At 58.1% G+C, this 13,830-nt stretch carries 17 protein-coding genes; 10 read left to right on the top strand and 7 right to left on the bottom strand.

Going from position 1 to position 13,830, the window contains the following annotated elements:
• The first annotated feature begins 51 nt into the window (after positions 1 to 51).
• Both phaZ and GS605_RS02845 read left to right on the top strand, forming a co-directional pair.
• Entirely contained in the window at positions 52 to 1,323 is a 1,272-nt protein-coding gene (gene phaZ, locus GS605_RS02850; protein WP_171631288.1) for a polyhydroxyalkanoate depolymerase, read from the top strand.
• 5 nt (positions 1,324 to 1,328) lie between these two features.
• Positions 1,329 to 1,916: a DUF6151 family protein gene (locus GS605_RS02845; protein WP_171722997.1), complete on the top strand. Its 588-nt coding sequence runs from the start codon at positions 1,329 to 1,331 to the stop codon at positions 1,914 to 1,916.
• Here GS605_RS02845 and GS605_RS02840 read toward each other — a convergent pair.
• The 4 genes from GS605_RS02840 to GS605_RS02825 all read right to left on the bottom strand — a co-directional run bounded on the left by GS605_RS02840 (position 1,913) and on the right by GS605_RS02825 (position 5,109).
• Complete coding sequence (locus GS605_RS02840; RefSeq protein WP_171722996.1) at positions 1,913 to 2,623, bottom strand: alpha/beta fold hydrolase; 711 nt, start codon at positions 2,621 to 2,623, stop codon at positions 1,913 to 1,915. The two genes, GS605_RS02845 and GS605_RS02840, sit on opposite strands and share 4 nt — an antisense overlap.
• 85 nt (positions 2,624 to 2,708) lie before the next feature.
• Positions 2,709 to 3,323: a hypothetical protein gene (locus GS605_RS02835; protein WP_171723630.1), complete on the bottom strand. Its 615-nt coding sequence runs from the start codon at positions 3,321 to 3,323 to the stop codon at positions 2,709 to 2,711.
• Between the two features lie 44 nt (positions 3,324 to 3,367).
• Positions 3,368 to 4,360: a carboxylesterase gene (locus GS605_RS02830; protein ID WP_171722995.1), complete on the bottom strand. Its 993-nt coding sequence runs from the start codon at positions 4,358 to 4,360 to the stop codon at positions 3,368 to 3,370.
• The gene (locus tag GS605_RS02825; RefSeq protein WP_171722994.1) at positions 4,360 to 5,109 is read right to left on the bottom strand and encodes an alpha/beta fold hydrolase; all 750 of its coding nucleotides are present in this window, start codon (positions 5,107 to 5,109) and stop codon (positions 4,360 to 4,362) included. Before GS605_RS02825 ends, GS605_RS02830 begins: the two co-directional genes overlap by 1 nt.
• A 210-nt stretch (positions 5,110 to 5,319) precedes the next feature.
• Here GS605_RS02825 and thrS point away from each other — a divergent pair, with 210 nt between their 5' ends.
• The 5 genes from thrS (at position 5,320) to GS605_RS02800 (ending at position 10,004) form a co-directional block, all read left to right on the top strand.
• Positions 5,320 to 7,278: a threonine--tRNA ligase gene (thrS, locus tag GS605_RS02820; RefSeq protein WP_171631277.1), complete on the top strand. Its 1,959-nt coding sequence runs from the start codon at positions 5,320 to 5,322 to the stop codon at positions 7,276 to 7,278.
• Positions 7,279 to 7,499: 221 nt separating this feature from the next.
• Positions 7,500 to 7,802: a DUF2282 domain-containing protein gene (locus tag GS605_RS02815; RefSeq protein ID WP_171631275.1), complete on the top strand. Its 303-nt coding sequence runs from the start codon at positions 7,500 to 7,502 to the stop codon at positions 7,800 to 7,802.
• A 71-nt stretch (positions 7,803 to 7,873) separates the two neighbouring features.
• Positions 7,874 to 8,731, top strand: a complete 858-nt coding sequence (locus GS605_RS02810; protein ID WP_171722993.1) for a DUF692 family multinuclear iron-containing protein — start codon at positions 7,874 to 7,876, stop codon at positions 8,729 to 8,731.
• Complete coding sequence (locus GS605_RS02805) at positions 8,728 to 9,489, top strand: DNA-binding domain-containing protein (RefSeq protein WP_171722992.1); 762 nt, start codon at positions 8,728 to 8,730, stop codon at positions 9,487 to 9,489. The genes GS605_RS02810 and GS605_RS02805 overlap by 4 nt, the downstream gene beginning before the upstream one ends.
• The gene (locus tag GS605_RS02800) at positions 9,486 to 10,004 is read left to right on the top strand and encodes a DoxX family protein (protein WP_171631268.1); all 519 of its coding nucleotides are present in this window, start codon (positions 9,486 to 9,488) and stop codon (positions 10,002 to 10,004) included. The genes GS605_RS02805 and GS605_RS02800 overlap by 4 nt, the downstream gene beginning before the upstream one ends.
• Position 10,005: 1 nt before the next feature.
• Here GS605_RS02800 and GS605_RS02795 read toward each other — a convergent pair whose 3' ends face one another.
• Both GS605_RS02795 and GS605_RS02790 read right to left on the bottom strand, forming a co-directional pair.
• Complete coding sequence (locus GS605_RS02795; protein WP_171631266.1) at positions 10,006 to 10,374, bottom strand: hypothetical protein; 369 nt, start codon at positions 10,372 to 10,374, stop codon at positions 10,006 to 10,008.
• A gap of 40 nt (positions 10,375 to 10,414) precedes the next feature.
• Complete coding sequence (locus GS605_RS02790; RefSeq protein WP_171631264.1) at positions 10,415 to 10,732, bottom strand: ArsC/Spx/MgsR family protein; 318 nt, start codon at positions 10,730 to 10,732, stop codon at positions 10,415 to 10,417.
• A gap of 215 nt (positions 10,733 to 10,947) precedes the next feature.
• Between GS605_RS02790 and GS605_RS02785 the strand changes: the two genes are divergently transcribed.
• The gene (locus tag GS605_RS02785; protein WP_152458488.1) at positions 10,948 to 11,154 is read left to right on the top strand and encodes a cold-shock protein; all 207 of its coding nucleotides are present in this window, start codon (positions 10,948 to 10,950) and stop codon (positions 11,152 to 11,154) included.
• Positions 11,155 to 11,519: 365 nt separating this feature from the next.
• On the opposite strand, the gene thyX is transcribed toward GS605_RS02785, so the two are convergent.
• On the bottom strand, positions 11,520 to 12,428 hold the full coding sequence (thyX, locus tag GS605_RS02780; RefSeq protein ID WP_152458489.1) for an FAD-dependent thymidylate synthase: 909 nt from the start codon (positions 12,426 to 12,428) through the stop codon (positions 11,520 to 11,522).
• Positions 12,429 to 12,603: 175 nt separating this feature from the next.
• Here thyX and GS605_RS02775 point away from each other — a divergent pair, with 175 nt between their 5' ends.
• Both GS605_RS02775 and GS605_RS02770 read left to right on the top strand, forming a co-directional pair.
• Positions 12,604 to 13,032: a VOC family protein gene (locus GS605_RS02775; RefSeq protein WP_171631261.1), complete on the top strand. Its 429-nt coding sequence runs from the start codon at positions 12,604 to 12,606 to the stop codon at positions 13,030 to 13,032.
• Complete coding sequence (locus GS605_RS02770) at positions 13,029 to 13,730, top strand: DUF1194 domain-containing protein (protein ID WP_171722991.1); 702 nt, start codon at positions 13,029 to 13,031, stop codon at positions 13,728 to 13,730. Before GS605_RS02775 ends, GS605_RS02770 begins: the two co-directional genes overlap by 4 nt.
• Positions 13,731 to 13,830: the final 100 nt, after the last annotated feature.

Below are 13,830 nucleotides of genomic sequence, written 5' to 3'. Positions count from 1 at the left end.
AAAGCGGCGAATGGTCCGAACTCTCAGGCTGACACTCAGGAGGCCCCATTTATGCGCTACATGATGACCTACGACCTTATGGAGTCCATGCGTAACACCAACCAATGGCTTGGTGCAACCGCAAGCGCGATGGCGTCCTACCCCCTGTTTTCCATGACACCTAACCCGGCGTTCAGCTGGATGGCCGCATGGGGTGAAGTCACCGAACGGACCTTCCAGCGAATGGTCGTCAAACCTGACTGGGGCATTCGAACCTTCACCTGCGAGGACGGCAAAGACCATCTGGTAGAGATTACGACCGTTCTGGAACGCCCCTTCGGCGATCTGGTTCATTTCCGTGTCAACGGCCGGGAAGAACAACCGCGCAAGGTCCTGCTGGTTGCGCCCATGTCCGGCCATTACGCCACGCTGCTGCGTTCGACTGTCAAAAGCCTGCTGGTCAATTGCGAAGTTTACATCACCGATTGGCATAATGCGCGCGATATTCCTGTGTCTGCCGGCAAGTTCGATGTCGAAGACTACACGCTCTACCTTGTAGATTTCATGAAGGAACTGGGGCCCGACACGCATGTCGTGGCGGTTTGTCAGCCTGCCCCGCTGACATTGGCAGCGACCGCCTATCTTGCCGAAGTCGAACCCAAGGCTCAACCCAGCACTCTGACACTGATTGGCGGGCCGGTGGACCCGGACGCGACCCCGACCGACGTCACCGACTTTGGACGACGTGTTACGATGGGTCAGCTGGAAGAAACCATGATTCAACGGGTCGGATTTAAGTACAAAGGTGTCGGGCGTATGGTCTATCCCGGCCTGCTGCAACTGGCGTCGTTCATGTCGATGAACGCCGATCGCCACTCCAAGGCGTTTTCCGATCAGATTCAGCGTGTTATCCGCAACGAAGCCTCGGACCTGGATGCCCATAACCGTTTCTATGACGAATATCTTGCGGTGATGGACATGACGGCCGAGTTCTATCTGTCGACGGTCGAACGCGTGTTCAAGAACCGCGAGATCGCACGCAACGAATTTGTTGTCGCCGGCCACAAGGTGGATATCGGCAAAATCACCGATGTTGCCGTGAAATCGGTCGAAGGTGCGAATGACGATATCTCGGCGCCCGGACAATGTATTGCTGCACTGGACCTGTGCACCGGTTTGCCAGACAGCAAAAAGGCCAGCCACGTAGAACCCGGCGCGGGCCATTACGGCATTTTCGCGGGCCGCAGCTGGCGCGATAACATTCGCCCGCTTGTGATTGATTTCATGAACGAAAACAGCCGCAAGAAACGTCGCCGCGCTGCGAACACCAACAAGGTAGCCTGATGAACATGGGCGGGCCATTACATGGTGGCCTCGCCTTTTCCTGCTGTTGCGGCCAGTTGAAGGGTCAAATCTCGGACCGGGGCGTTCGGCTTGGAACCCATGTCGAGTGTTTTTGTCATGACTGCCGTGCGGCGCAACTGTATTTCGGGCAGCCCGACCCGGCGCCCGGCCCGGTCGACATTTTCCAGATGGCACCGGATGAAATCGAAATCACCGCCGGAAGCCAATTCCTTTCGGCCATGAAACTCAGCCCAAATGGTATGCTGCGATGGTATGCCAGCTGCTGCAACGCCCCGCTGGCGACAACGCCACAGACTGCACGTTTGCCCTTTGCAGGGTTTATCGTCGGCAGGATTACCGGTGATGTTTCCGCATTGGGGCCGGTGACGACCCGTGGGTTTGTCCCTCGGCCCGATGGCAAACAGAAACACGAAAAGGTCAGGTTTGCGGCGTTTGGCCTTTTGCGCCGCACCTTGCAATCGCGCCTGTCAGGGCGCTGGAAGAATACGCCGTTTTTCGACCCTGAGACCGGCAAGCCCGCGGTCGTACCGAAAGTCATTTCGAAAGACGAACGGGCGGCGCTTTACCCCTAGACACACCTTTGCGGGATGTTCAGCCAGGTTTGCAAGGCTTTGTTCACGGCATCGGGCGCTTCAAGCGGCAGAAGATGTCCGGCATTTTCGACGACCTCCAACGCTGCCTCCGGTATCAGGTCTGACATGAAAGAATGCCGTCTGACCGGGGTTAGCGTGTCATGGGCGCCGCACATGATCAAAGTGGGAACCTTGATGCGGCGCAACGTTCCCTGTTGGTCGGGCCGGCGCTGCAAGGCACGCATTTGACGCACGAATGCCTCGGCGCCCATGTCATTCGCCATTGTCAAAAGATCATTCAGAATTGGGATTCGTCTGGGCCCCGGTGCCAATGTATCGGTGCCGACCAGTTGGCGCATGACCTCTTCCAGCCGCCCACCCAGGGCACCAATGATCAGGTCCTCGCGACTGGCCGCGATTTGAGGTGTATCCGCCAGTGCGTCCGTCGACATCAGGCACAGGCGCGTTACCCGTTCCGGTGCCCGCCGGATCAGTTCCAGCCCCACAACACCGCCCATGCTCAGGCCCACCAATGCAAATCGATGGGGAAGCTGATCCAACAGCCCCGAGGCGATCTCTTCAATGCGCTCGCCTCCGGAAACAGGTGCAACAGTGACAGGCCGTGACCGTGACAACACCTCGATCTGAGGTCGAAACAGCCGGGCATCACACATCAACCCAGGCAACAAAACCAGCGGTTCCTTCACGCGGGGGCTCCATCTGCTCGGTTTGTCCGAGTCCTTCCAGTTGTTGTCAGGATGAGAGTTTTGCCACAGCCGGGCAAGGAAAACTTCACGGGTAGGCGATGGCCCGAAACGCCGGGAAATCGGCGTAACGGGCTTGCCGGGCCGCAAGGTCTTCACCGGGTTCAGCGCCGGGCCTCAACAGACACCCACGCGGAGCAATATAGCTGTCGATCCGACGATGCGGTCTGGGCCGCCACACTAGGTTGAACGCGCATAGCTTGGGGAAGAACCAGATTTCGGAATACTCCAGATGATCGTGCATCCACCACGCCAGATCCCGCCAGTCCCTGCCCCGCGCATATTGATCCGCGAACCACGGGATGACGATGGATGCCCCGGCAATCCGCGCATCCCCTTCCCCGCGATCCCAGATATGGCATTCCAACGGATTGTCGTTTCGGGCGCAGTTCAGTTTGTTTTCATTGCCAAACCGGTTCAAGGACGATGAACGATAACCCGACCTGACCGCGACCCGGCCAAATGTCTCCTCTAAAGGGTCAAGAAGAGTTTCGCAAAAGGCGCGGCCTGTTTCGATCGCCAGATCCGGGTTGTCCGGAATATTCTGCTTTTGGTGGAAGTTGCCGATTTCCGAATACATAAAATCGCGCATGAAGAAGTGCCGGGACAAGCGGACACGACCCAAGGTCTCAAGGCTCCACATACTGCCCGGCTTACGCATCTTGCATCCTTTTTTCCGATCAGGGTTTATTCCACCCCCAAGCCCTTGAGCCACTCCAGAATACCAGCAACGGTGGCATCGGTTTGACCCGGCGACATCAACCGCCCCGCGATAACATGTGAAGACGGATCGTCACCCGGCCCCATCGTCACCAGCCTGACCGTTGCCGGAGCGCCCCAGGCCTCGGCAACCTTGCGCGTCCGGTCCGGCCGCACAACCTGATCATCATCCGAAAACCAGAACAAGGCGGGTATTAGGGCGTCAGAGAAATCCAGCGCATAGACCGTATCCACCAGCACGGACATCGGCACGACGGCTTCCCACGGGTAGACCGACGTCCAGTACCTGTTCTTCTCGGGGTCCGGCCCTGACACATCGCGTTCCGGCCCCATGAGAACGGGCAACCAACTTCTTGCCCAAGGCAACGAAGGCACCGACGCCGCGACGGTATTCACACCAAAGTTCGGCGAGACAAAAACCATGCCGACCACATCCTGGCTGAGGTCGGCATCCAACGCAGCGGCCGCCGCCAGCGTTCCTCCGGTCGAGGTGGAAATGACGATCACCTTTTCCCCGACCGCACGCGCCGCTGCCAGCCCTTCGGCGGTGTCCTGCATCCAGCCCGAGGCCGTACCCTCGGCCATCGCCGGCCCATCCCGACCGTGACCCTGCAACCGCGTGTAGACCAGATTGGCGCCCAAAGCGTCAGCCACCAGATCAGGAACAGGGCGGATTTCCTCGGAACTTGCTGAAAAACCGTGGATGTACAGAACAGAATACGGCGTGCGCTGTTCCTTGAACCCGTCGTGCCAGATCACGCGCTTTTCGACACCCGGAACGATGTCATCATAGGCAGACTCGGTGCTTTCAAAAAAAACCTGAACACCTTCACCAAATTTCCGAGGATCAAAGGTCGGGTGCAGGTTCACTTCCTCGCGCGGGCCGAACCAGTAGACCAGGCCGCCAAGAACAACCAGCGCCAGAAGAGCGCGCCCCAGAAACCAACCAAAGCGCCGCATCAGGCTTCTCCCAACACATCAAGAACCGCGGTCTCGATCAAACCCAGGCACATCTCGTCCGAGAAGCGATGATCAGCCCCCTTGACCAACAACAGCCGCATGTCAGGACCCGCAGCATGTTCCAGCAGCCGCACGGCTGTTTCGGTCGAAACCGCCGTGTCTGTGGTACCTTGCAGGAAACGAACCGGGAACGGCAGATCCAGAGCGTCCCGCAGAACCAAATTCTGGCGTCCGTCTTCGATCATGCGCTTGGTGATGATATAGGGTTCCATATAGTCGGACGGCAGCTCGACATGGCCGACAGAGTCCAGCGCAGCTTTTTGTTCGTCGCTGAACGAAGCCCAGTACCCGTCCTCGGTGAAATCCGGCGCGGCGGCGATTGTGACCATGCCCGCAATTCGCTCGGGCATGACCTTGGCCAGCAGCAATGCCTGCCATCCTCCCATTGATGAGCCAACCACGATCAAAGGTCCGTCCGTCAATGCCTTTACCGCAGCCAATGTGTCCTGATGCCAGTCACCGATACAGCCCTCGGTGAACGCGCCCGAGCTTTCCCCGTGGCCGGAATAATCGAACCGCAAGAACGATTGCCCACGCGCCTGTGCCCAGGCTTCCAGATGCACGGCCTTGGTGCCTTCCATGTCCGATTTGAGCCCGCCCAGAAAAACGATGGTCGGTCCTGCCCCTTCGGTCTTGTGATAAGCCAGTCGCCGCCCCTGCGGCGTCTCCAGAAAATCCGTCGCTGCCATGAAACCCTCTTTCCTTTTCCAGCATCATGCACGCCCCACCCCCGAGTGCAATTCCGCCCACTTCATCTTTTTCCAATTACTCCGGGGAGCGCGAGAGGCTGGCCCCTCGCCCCACTCTTGACACAGGCCCATCCACCTGCCACATGGGCCGAACACACATAACCCGCAACCGGGCGTTCAGTGGGCGCCAAACCGACGAGGAGAGCCGATATGGCCCTGGATTCTCAATCCGTCTCTCTTACCTTTCCCGATGGCAATGCACGCACCTTCGCCGCAGGCGTCACGCCCGCGCAGGTGGCTGCCGACATCTCAACCTCGCTGGCCAAAAAGGCCATCTCGGCCACCGTTGACGGCCAGCACTGGGACCTGCAATGGCCCATCGAATCCGACGCACAGATCGCCATCCACACTATGAAGGATGAGGCCCAGGCCAATGAGCTGATCCGCCACGATCTGGCCCATATCATGGCGCGCGCGGTTCAGGAGATCTGGCCCGCCACCAAGGTCACCATCGGCCCCGTCATCGAAAACGGCTGGTATTATGACTTCGACCGCGAAGAGCCGTTCACGCCCGAAGATCTCGGCCTCATCGAGAAAAAGATGAAAGAGATCATAAACAAGCGTGATCCCGTCACCACCGAGGTCTGGGACCGCGAGCGCGCGATCGAGTTCTACAAGGCCAATAACGAGCCCTACAAGGTCGAGCTGATCGAGGCTATTCCCGGCGACGAGCCGCTGCGCATGTACTGGCACGGCCATTGGCAGGATCTTTGCCGAGGTCCGCACCTGCAACATACCGGGCAGGTTCCGGGGGATGCGTTCAAGCTGATGTCCATCGCGGGTGCCTATTGGCGCGGCGACAGCGATCGCGCGATGTTGCAGCGCATCTACGGCGTGGCCTTTACCGGCAAGGAAAAGTTGAAAGCCTACCTGCATATGCTGGAAGAAGCCGCCAAACGCGACCACCGCAAGCTGGGCCGCGAGATGGACCTGTTCCACATGCAGGAGGAAGCGCCCGGTCAGATCTTCTGGCATCCCAACGGCTGGACCATCTACACCCTGCTGCAGGACTACATGCGCCGACAGCAGCGCAAGGGCGGTTATGTCGAGGTGAACACGCCGCAGGTCGTTGACCGCAAGCTGTGGGAACGGTCCGGCCACTGGGACAAGTATCAGGAGAATATGTTCATCGTCGAAGTGGACGAAGAACATGCCCGCGAGAAAGCCGTTAACGCGCTCAAGCCGATGAACTGCCCCTGCCATGTTGAAATCTTCAAACAGGGCCTGAAATCCTATCGCGATCTGCCGTTGCGTATGGCCGAATTCGGGTCGTGCAACCGGTACGAACCCTCGGGCGCATTGCACGGCATCATGCGCGTGCGCGGTTTTACGCAAGACGACGCCCACATCTTTTCGACCGAGGAACAGATCGAGGCCGAAACCGCCGAGTTCATCCGTTTCCTCAGCGTGATCTACAAGGATCTGGGATTCGAAAAGTTTGCGGTGAAATTCTCGGACCGTCCTGAAACGCGGGCTGGTTCAGATGAGGTCTGGGACAAGGCAGAATCCGCCCTGCTCTCTGCAACCCGAGCAGCCGGGATCGAACCCGAACTGAACCCGGGTGAAGGCGCCTTCTACGGTCCAAAGCTGGAGTTCGTCCTGACAGATGCCATCGGTCGCGACTGGCAGTGCGGCACCTTCCAGGTGGACTTCGTTCTGCCTGAACGCCTGGACGCCACCTATATTGGCGCCGACGGCGGCAAACACCGCCCCGTCATGCTGCACCGCGCGACGCTGGGATCCTTCGAACGGTTCATCGGTATCCTGATCGAAGAACACGCGGGCAAACTGCCGTTCTGGCTGGCCCCGCGTCAGGTCGTCGTGGCCTCGATCACCTCCGAAGCGGATGAGTATGTTCTGGAAGTGGTTGAAACGCTCAAAGCTGCGGGTGTCCGCGCCGAGGCGGATATCCGCAACGAGAAGATCAACTACAAGGTCCGCGAGCATTCGGTCGGCAAGGTGCCGGTCATTCTGGCCGTGGGCCACCGCGAGGTTGAAGAGCGCACCGTCAGCGTCCGACGTCTGGGTGAAAAACAGACGCAGGTTCAACCGCTTGACGTTGTAACAAACGAGCTGTCGCAGGCAGCCACCCCACCGGATTTGCTGTAACAATCGGCAGCATATTGCTGGGAATCTGGCCCCCGAATTGGGGCCAGATTGAAACAATTCACTCTTTCTTCATCAAAAACAATGCTTTACGCTGCAAGAGGGCACGCCGCCCTTTGACGTGCTTGTGAGACACGGGCTCGTGAATTCAACTCTGTCTACCAAGCTACTACCTTTGTCATTGTCACAAGCAGACATACCCAGTCATCAAGAGGATTACCGAGATGTCGAACACAGCCAAGTCCCTGGTTATCGCAACCGCAGTCGCAGCCGCCGTATCGGGCGCCGCAACCACTGCATCCGCTCAGGCAAAGGAAAAATGCTATGGCGTATCGCTGGCCGGTCAGAACGACTGCGCCGCGGGCCCCGGCACCACCTGCGCGGGCACCTCGACCGTTGATTATCAGGGCAATGCATGGACCCTGGTTGACGCAGGCACCTGCGCGGATATCGAACTGCCCGCGCAGGCAGACGGCAGCCCGCGCAAAGGCTCGCTGGAAGCCCTGGATCGGGATCTGCCCGCATAAGAACGGCCTGACGAATTCAGGGGCGGGCACCATCGCCCGCCCCTTCCCTTTCGTGATCAAGGAACTGACCCATGCTGGATGATGCCCACCGGTCGAACCGTCTGCCCGCAGCGCCGGGCGTTGGTTACAAGCCGCAACACTTCGCTCAGATACTTGAACACGCACAGCCCGTCGCATGGTTGGAAATCCATGCCGAGAACTACATGGGCGACGGCGGGCGGCCTCTGGCGCAGCTGCGCCACCTTTCCGAACAATTTCCGATCTCGGTCCATGGCGTTGGCCTGTCCATCGGCGGCGAAGGCGCGCTGGACCCTGATCACCTGGCCCGGCTGAAACATCTGGTGGGCTGGCTGAATCCCGCCAGCTTTTCCGAGCACCTAGCCTGGTCCACACATGACACCCATTTCTACAACGACCTGCTGCCCTTACCCTATACCGACGCAACACTGGCGCGCGTTTGCGATCATATCGATCAGGTTCAGGACACCGTCGGACGGCAGATGCTGTTGGAAAACCCCTCAAGCTATTTGGCTTTTGAAGAAAGCACCTGGTCCGAGCCGGACTTTCTGCGCGAAATTGCACGTCGCACCGGAAGTGGCTTGTTGCTGGATGTCAATAACGTCTTTGTCTCTGCCACCAATCTGGATTTCTCTCCTCAGGGTTACATTGACGCCTATCCAATTGAAAAAGTTGAAGAAATTCACCTCGGGGGCCATGACGAGGATGAAGACGATCACGGCCACCCGCTGCTGATCGACAGCCACGGGCGTGAAGTCGTCGATCCGGTCTGGGCGCTGTTGGATTACGTGCTGGAACGTACGGGGCCGAAACCCGTCCTGATCGAGTGGGATACCGACGTACCGGACTGGTCCATTTTGCGGGAAGAAGCCGTTCGCGCGCAGACCGCCCTGGAACGGATCCCGGCATGAGCGTTTCGCAATCCGAATTTCGCGCGGCCATGATGGATGCGTCAGCCCCTGTCCCCGAAGGTTTGCTGGACGCTCAGGCGCAGCCAGCCGGTCGTCGGTTCAGCGTCTATCGCAACAATGTCGCCGTGTCCTTGACCGAAGCGATGCATCAGGCGTTCCCAGTCATCACCAAGTTGCTGGGGCCACAGAACATGGACGGGCTGGCCGGGATATTTCTGCGCCAGCACCCGCCATCATCACCGCTGATGATGTTCTACGGTGAAGCCTTTCCCGAATTTCTGGCCGAAATGCAGCAGCTTTCCCATCTTGGTTACCTGCCGGATGTGGCGCGGCTGGAACTTACTTTGCGCAAGTCGTACCACGCCGCCGACAGCCAACCCGCCCCGGCAGACGCGCTGGCCGTAGACCCCGAACAGGTCATGCGAGCCCGGCTGCGTTTTGCCCCGGCCATGCGGGTGGTACGCTCGGACTGGCCCATTCACGCGATCTGGCGTTTCAACACCGAAACCAACGCGCCGAAACCAGATGCGCGAGCTGAGGATGTTTTGATCACACGCCCGGAATTCGACCCGGTTGCCCAGTTGCTGCCAGCCGGCGGCGCCGATTGGATCGCTAATATGCAAGGCGGCGACACGATCGGCGAAGCATTTGAAAAAACCGCTGCGGCGCAACCGGAATTTGACCTTGGAACCACTCTGGCACTGCTTTTGCAGGGCGGTGCAATAACTTCTGTGACTATCGAAAGGCTGGAGACATGACTGCCCTGATCTCACTTCACAACAACGTTCTGGGAAAAGTGGACCTGGCGTCCAACTGGCTTACACCCACGCTGGCGCGACTGGTCTTTGTCGCGGTTCTTCTGGTCTATTACTGGAACTCGGCGATGCTGAAGATCGACGGCTCGATCTTTTCACCTTCGGCCGGTGCCTTCGGTCAGATTTTCCCCAAAGCAGCCGAAGCCGTCCTTTACGACGTATCCCAAATGACGCTCTTTCAACGGGTCGTCATTTTCTTTGGCACGGTTGCAGAATTCGTCCTTCCCGCGCTGCTGCTGGTCGGTCTGTTCACCCGCCTGGCGGCCTTGGGTATGATCGGTTTCATCTGGGTGCAGACCCTGGTCGATGTCACCGGCCATGGCGTGAAACTGGGCAGCCTGTTCGACGCGGCGCCATCCATTATGGATCAGCGCACGATGTGGACGTTCCTGATGCTGGTGATCGTGATCAACGGCGCGGGCCCCATCTCACTTGATCGGATCCTGCGCCTGAAGTGACCTAGAAATGCGCTTTGGGCTGGTCCGGTTTACCTGCTGCCAGCCCAAGCACCCCGGCAACCCCGGCAAACGCGATCGGGAACATGGTGAACACACCGAATCCAAATGCATAATACATCGCCCCCGCCGAAATCAGCAGCAGAATCCCGGCAACAAGGGCGCGCGCGGGCGCCATCGCGCCCCCGGCAATGGCCAACAAAGGCGCGATGATCGACACAGCCTGAATCAGGTCAGGGTTGTCTACCTGCCTCAGAACGCCGTCTATCTCGCCGACGTGATCGATGACGACCACCTTTGCATACCCGAAAAACCCGACGATCATCCCGATCAGCCCGGCAATCACGCCCAAGATCATGGCGGCATTACGCATTGAACGTCCTCACTGTTGCTTGCAGGCACATAAGCATTCCTTAAGAAATACCAAGCTGCGTGCGAGTTTCCGCGGTCCAGCCAAGAAACAGCTCTCCGTCTTTCTCGATCAACGGGCGCTTCATCAGGGTGGGATGCTGTTTCAAAAGCTCTAAAGGTGCTTTCGCGCGCTGGTTGTCATCCAATCCGCGCCATGTCGTTGACCTGGTGTTGAGCAAAGCCTCGCCGAAGCCAGCAAGAGCCTGCGACAGCACAGCATCCGGCACGCCATCACTGCGGACATCCACAAACTCTGCATCTGGTAACGTTTTCAATGCTTTGCGACAGGTGTCACAGGTTTTCAATCCATAAAGGCGCATGTTTTTACTGCTCCTGCATTTGATTGCATTTTAGGCAAACTTGCCAGTTTCCGGCGGTTATTCTTGATTTTTTACTTCACCGTGCAATGTTGAAAAAGGCGAAACACACGAAACGGACTGTTCAGAAAGTGCCAAACAGTCTTTTTTTGTGGCGACGCTGACCACAGCCCCCACCAATTTGTGGGACAATGCGCAAGTAGAAGGAGACACGGGACATGCCAACCGGCACCGTGAAATGGTTCAATACCACTAAAGGTTATGGTTTTATTGCCCCTGATGAAGGGGGCAAAGATGTGTTTGTACATATCTCGGCCGTAGAACGGTCCGGCCTCACCGGACTCGCAGACAATCAGAAAGTCTCGTACGAGTTGCAGGACGGGCGCGACGGCCGACAAATGGCTGCGGAATTGAAGCCGTTGTAACGACATCCCCGCTGATTGCGGGATGAATCCATTAAGGTTGGCGGCCAATTTCCGGCCGTCAACCACCCCCTACCGGGCCTGTTCCATTACCCGCGCGCGGATTGTTCATTTGCGCGGCGTCAATGGTGTATATCCGTTGCAGTGGTGTCGGATACCCCGGTTTCCCGCAACCAGATCCCAGCCCCGCCCGCAAACCGGATTTCCCAGGCTTTCATTGTGCGCTCGGGGCGACGCTGGCACGTTGCGACGCCCTTCGTTCCGGTTTCAGGTCATCGTGCATGCGTCGCAAAAGCCCACACTCTGCTTAGGCGATGGATCGCTTGGCATGACAATCCGAAAAAAATAGGCGCGCGGTAATTCGAATTCTATTTGCGAATGATCTCTTCGAACTCGCGCCACTCCCGAGCCGTCATGCCCGAGCTTTCCTGCGTGACGTCCTCACCCGCCAGCATGCGGCGCAGGCTTTCAACCATCTGAGCCGACAGGTTGACGGCCCCAAGACGGTAGTCCTCGAAGGCTTTATAGGCAAAGGGCACCCAGTCGGCGACGATCTTGCACATCGTATCAGCGTAGACGCGGATCTCATATTGAGCATGAGGGTCAGCGCGCAGCCGCAGAAAATGGAACAGGTTGTGCAGGTCGACCTTCCAATACCACTGCGTATAGATGTTTGCGGGCAGGTTCATCCGGGCCAATTCTCGTGCCAGCCCCTGTTGCCCGTCCTGGCTGATCATCGACTCGTAATTGTCATAGCACCGGGCGCTGTCAGCCTTGAGGATGTCCAGAACACGCGCGGCCTCTTCACCTTCCAGAGCAGAACCACGGCCCTGATTGTTCACCTCTGATTGGGCGGCCACATGTTCGGGTGCGGGAATATAGAATTCACGATCCAGAATTGAATATCGCGCCGAGTATTCATTCACATTGGCCGTACGGTGCCGAATCCACTGCCGCGCCACGAAGACCGGCAGCTTTACATGCAGTTTGACCTCGCACATTTCGAAAGGGGTCGAATGCCAGTGCCGCATCAGGTACCGGATCAGACCTTCGTCATTCTGAACCGATTTGGTTCCTTTGCCGTAGGACACACGCGCGGCCTGACAGATGGCCGCATCATCGCCCATGTAATCAATCACGCGGACAAAGCCGTGATCCAGAACCTGATGCGCGGTGTACAGGTGATCTTCCATTCCCGCTGAAACGACGCGACGAGTGGGATGCGATTGCGCACGTTGCGCTTCGATCTCGGCCTGTTGGTCAGCGGACAGCGGCATCAGGTTTTCCTTTCTGGCAATGAGTCGCCCCCTACTATATCTCGCCAGCCGCAACATCGAAACCGCGATATATGCCGCAACCCACGCAAATTTCAATTCGCCAGACCCGGCGGTCTCGACACATTAGGTCGACGCGCTAAGCTCAATGCAAACTGAGTCGAAAAGGATGGCCAAAATGGCGCTGACATATCTTCACACCATGGTCCGCGTGAAGGATCTGGAAAAATCCATGGCGTTTTACAAGCTTCTGGGCTTGAAGGAAACACGCCGCTATGACAGCGACGCCGGGCGGTTTTCACTGATTTTCATGGCCCCTCCGGGGCAGGAGGATGCGCCGATCGAGCTGACCTACAACTGGGACGGTGATGACGGCCTTCCCAGCGACAGCCGCCATTTCGGTCACCTCGCATATGGCGTCGACAACATCTACGAGGTTTGCCAGCACCTTCAGGACAATGGCGTCACGATCAATCGCCCTCCGCGTGACGGTCGCATGGCATTTGTACGCTCACCCGACAATATCTCGATCGAGCTTTTGCAAAACGGCGATGCTCTGGAGCCGAAGGAACCCTGGGCCAGCATGGAAAGCGTTGGCCACTGGTGATCCGGTGGGTCATAACGCTTGGGCTGGCCGCGCTGGCCAGCCCGATCAAGGCCGAAACGTGTCGTTTGGCCCTTGCATTGGCCATGGACATTTCAGTGTCGGTCGATGAGGCCGAGGACGTGCTGCAACGGCAGGGTTTGGCGGCTGCGCTGATCGCACCCGAAGTGCAGGAGGCCTTTTTTTCCTCTCCCATGCCGGTTGCTTTGGCTGTTTACGAATGGAGCGGTCGTTCCACCCAGCACGTCATTTTGAATTGGATGCTGATAGAAGATGTTGCCGACTTGCTTTTCGCCTCCGGTCGGATAAGTGCCTCTGTGAGATCAGATACCGGATCAGCGACCGCCATGGGCTATGCCCTGGCTTACGGGTCAACCTTGATGAACCAGGCACCCGACTGCTTGTTTCAAACGATTGACCTGTCCGGAGATGGTTCCAACAATGATGGCTACGGACCACGGATAGCCTATCGGCACTTCGCTTTTCAGAATGTGGTGGTCAATGGCCTCGTGATCAACGCGGCGGATTTTGAAGGCGAACTTTTTCTGATTCCCTTTTTTGAAAACAATGTCCTGCATGGTCCCGGCGCCTTTTTGGAAGTCGCTCAGGGGTTCGAGGATTTCGAACGGGCCATGCGGAAAAAGCTGAAACGGGAATTGAGCGGCTTGCAGATTGGTGCGCTCGATGAAGACCCGCAATAAATCCGCGCCTGAGCGCTGCTTTTGCGGGCCAGTTCTCTGGACCGGCATTTGAACAAGGCCGCCAGGCCTGTGCATCAGTGCAGGACGGATTAGGTTCTGC

This window comes from Ruegeria sp. HKCCD7559 (assembly GCF_013110575.1).
GTDB lineage: Bacteria > Pseudomonadota > Alphaproteobacteria > Rhodobacterales > Rhodobacteraceae > Ruegeria.
Note: the sequence above shows the minus strand (reverse complement) of the source record. Positions and strands in the feature narration are given on the sequence as shown.

Excerpts from the sequence above, each read along its gene's own strand:
- GS605_RS02835 (WP_171723630.1), bottom strand. The coding sequence starts at position 3,323 with ATGTGGAGCCTTGAGACCTTGGGTCGTGTCCGCTTGTCCCGGCACTTC.
- GS605_RS02795 (WP_171631266.1), bottom strand. The coding sequence starts at position 10,374 with ATGCGTAATGCCGCCATGATCTTGGGCGTGATTGCCGGGCTGATCGGG.
- GS605_RS02800 (WP_171631268.1), top strand. The coding sequence starts at position 9,486 with ATGACTGCCCTGATCTCACTTCACAACAACGTTCTGGGAAAAGTGGAC.
- GS605_RS02845 (WP_171722997.1), top strand. The coding sequence starts at position 1,329 with ATGGGCGGGCCATTACATGGTGGCCTCGCCTTTTCCTGCTGTTGCGGC.
- GS605_RS02775 (WP_171631261.1), top strand. The coding sequence starts at position 12,604 with ATGGCGCTGACATATCTTCACACCATGGTCCGCGTGAAGGATCTGGAA.
- GS605_RS02805 (WP_171722992.1), top strand. The coding sequence starts at position 8,728 with ATGAGCGTTTCGCAATCCGAATTTCGCGCGGCCATGATGGATGCGTCA.
- GS605_RS02815 (WP_171631275.1), top strand. The coding sequence starts at position 7,500 with ATGTCGAACACAGCCAAGTCCCTGGTTATCGCAACCGCAGTCGCAGCC.
- GS605_RS02785 (WP_152458488.1), top strand. The coding sequence starts at position 10,948 with ATGCCAACCGGCACCGTGAAATGGTTCAATACCACTAAAGGTTATGGT.
- thyX (WP_152458489.1), bottom strand. The coding sequence starts at position 12,428 with ATGCCGCTGTCCGCTGACCAACAGGCCGAGATCGAAGCGCAACGTGCG.
- thrS (WP_171631277.1), top strand. The coding sequence starts at position 5,320 with ATGGCCCTGGATTCTCAATCCGTCTCTCTTACCTTTCCCGATGGCAAT.
- GS605_RS02830 (WP_171722995.1), bottom strand. The coding sequence starts at position 4,360 with ATGCGGCGCTTTGGTTGGTTTCTGGGGCGCGCTCTTCTGGCGCTGGTT.
- GS605_RS02810 (WP_171722993.1), top strand. The coding sequence starts at position 7,874 with ATGCTGGATGATGCCCACCGGTCGAACCGTCTGCCCGCAGCGCCGGGC.
- phaZ (WP_171631288.1), top strand. The coding sequence starts at position 52 with ATGCGCTACATGATGACCTACGACCTTATGGAGTCCATGCGTAACACC.
- GS605_RS02825 (WP_171722994.1), bottom strand. The coding sequence starts at position 5,109 with ATGGCAGCGACGGATTTTCTGGAGACGCCGCAGGGGCGGCGACTGGCT.
- GS605_RS02790 (WP_171631264.1), bottom strand. The coding sequence starts at position 10,732 with ATGCGCCTTTATGGATTGAAAACCTGTGACACCTGTCGCAAAGCATTG.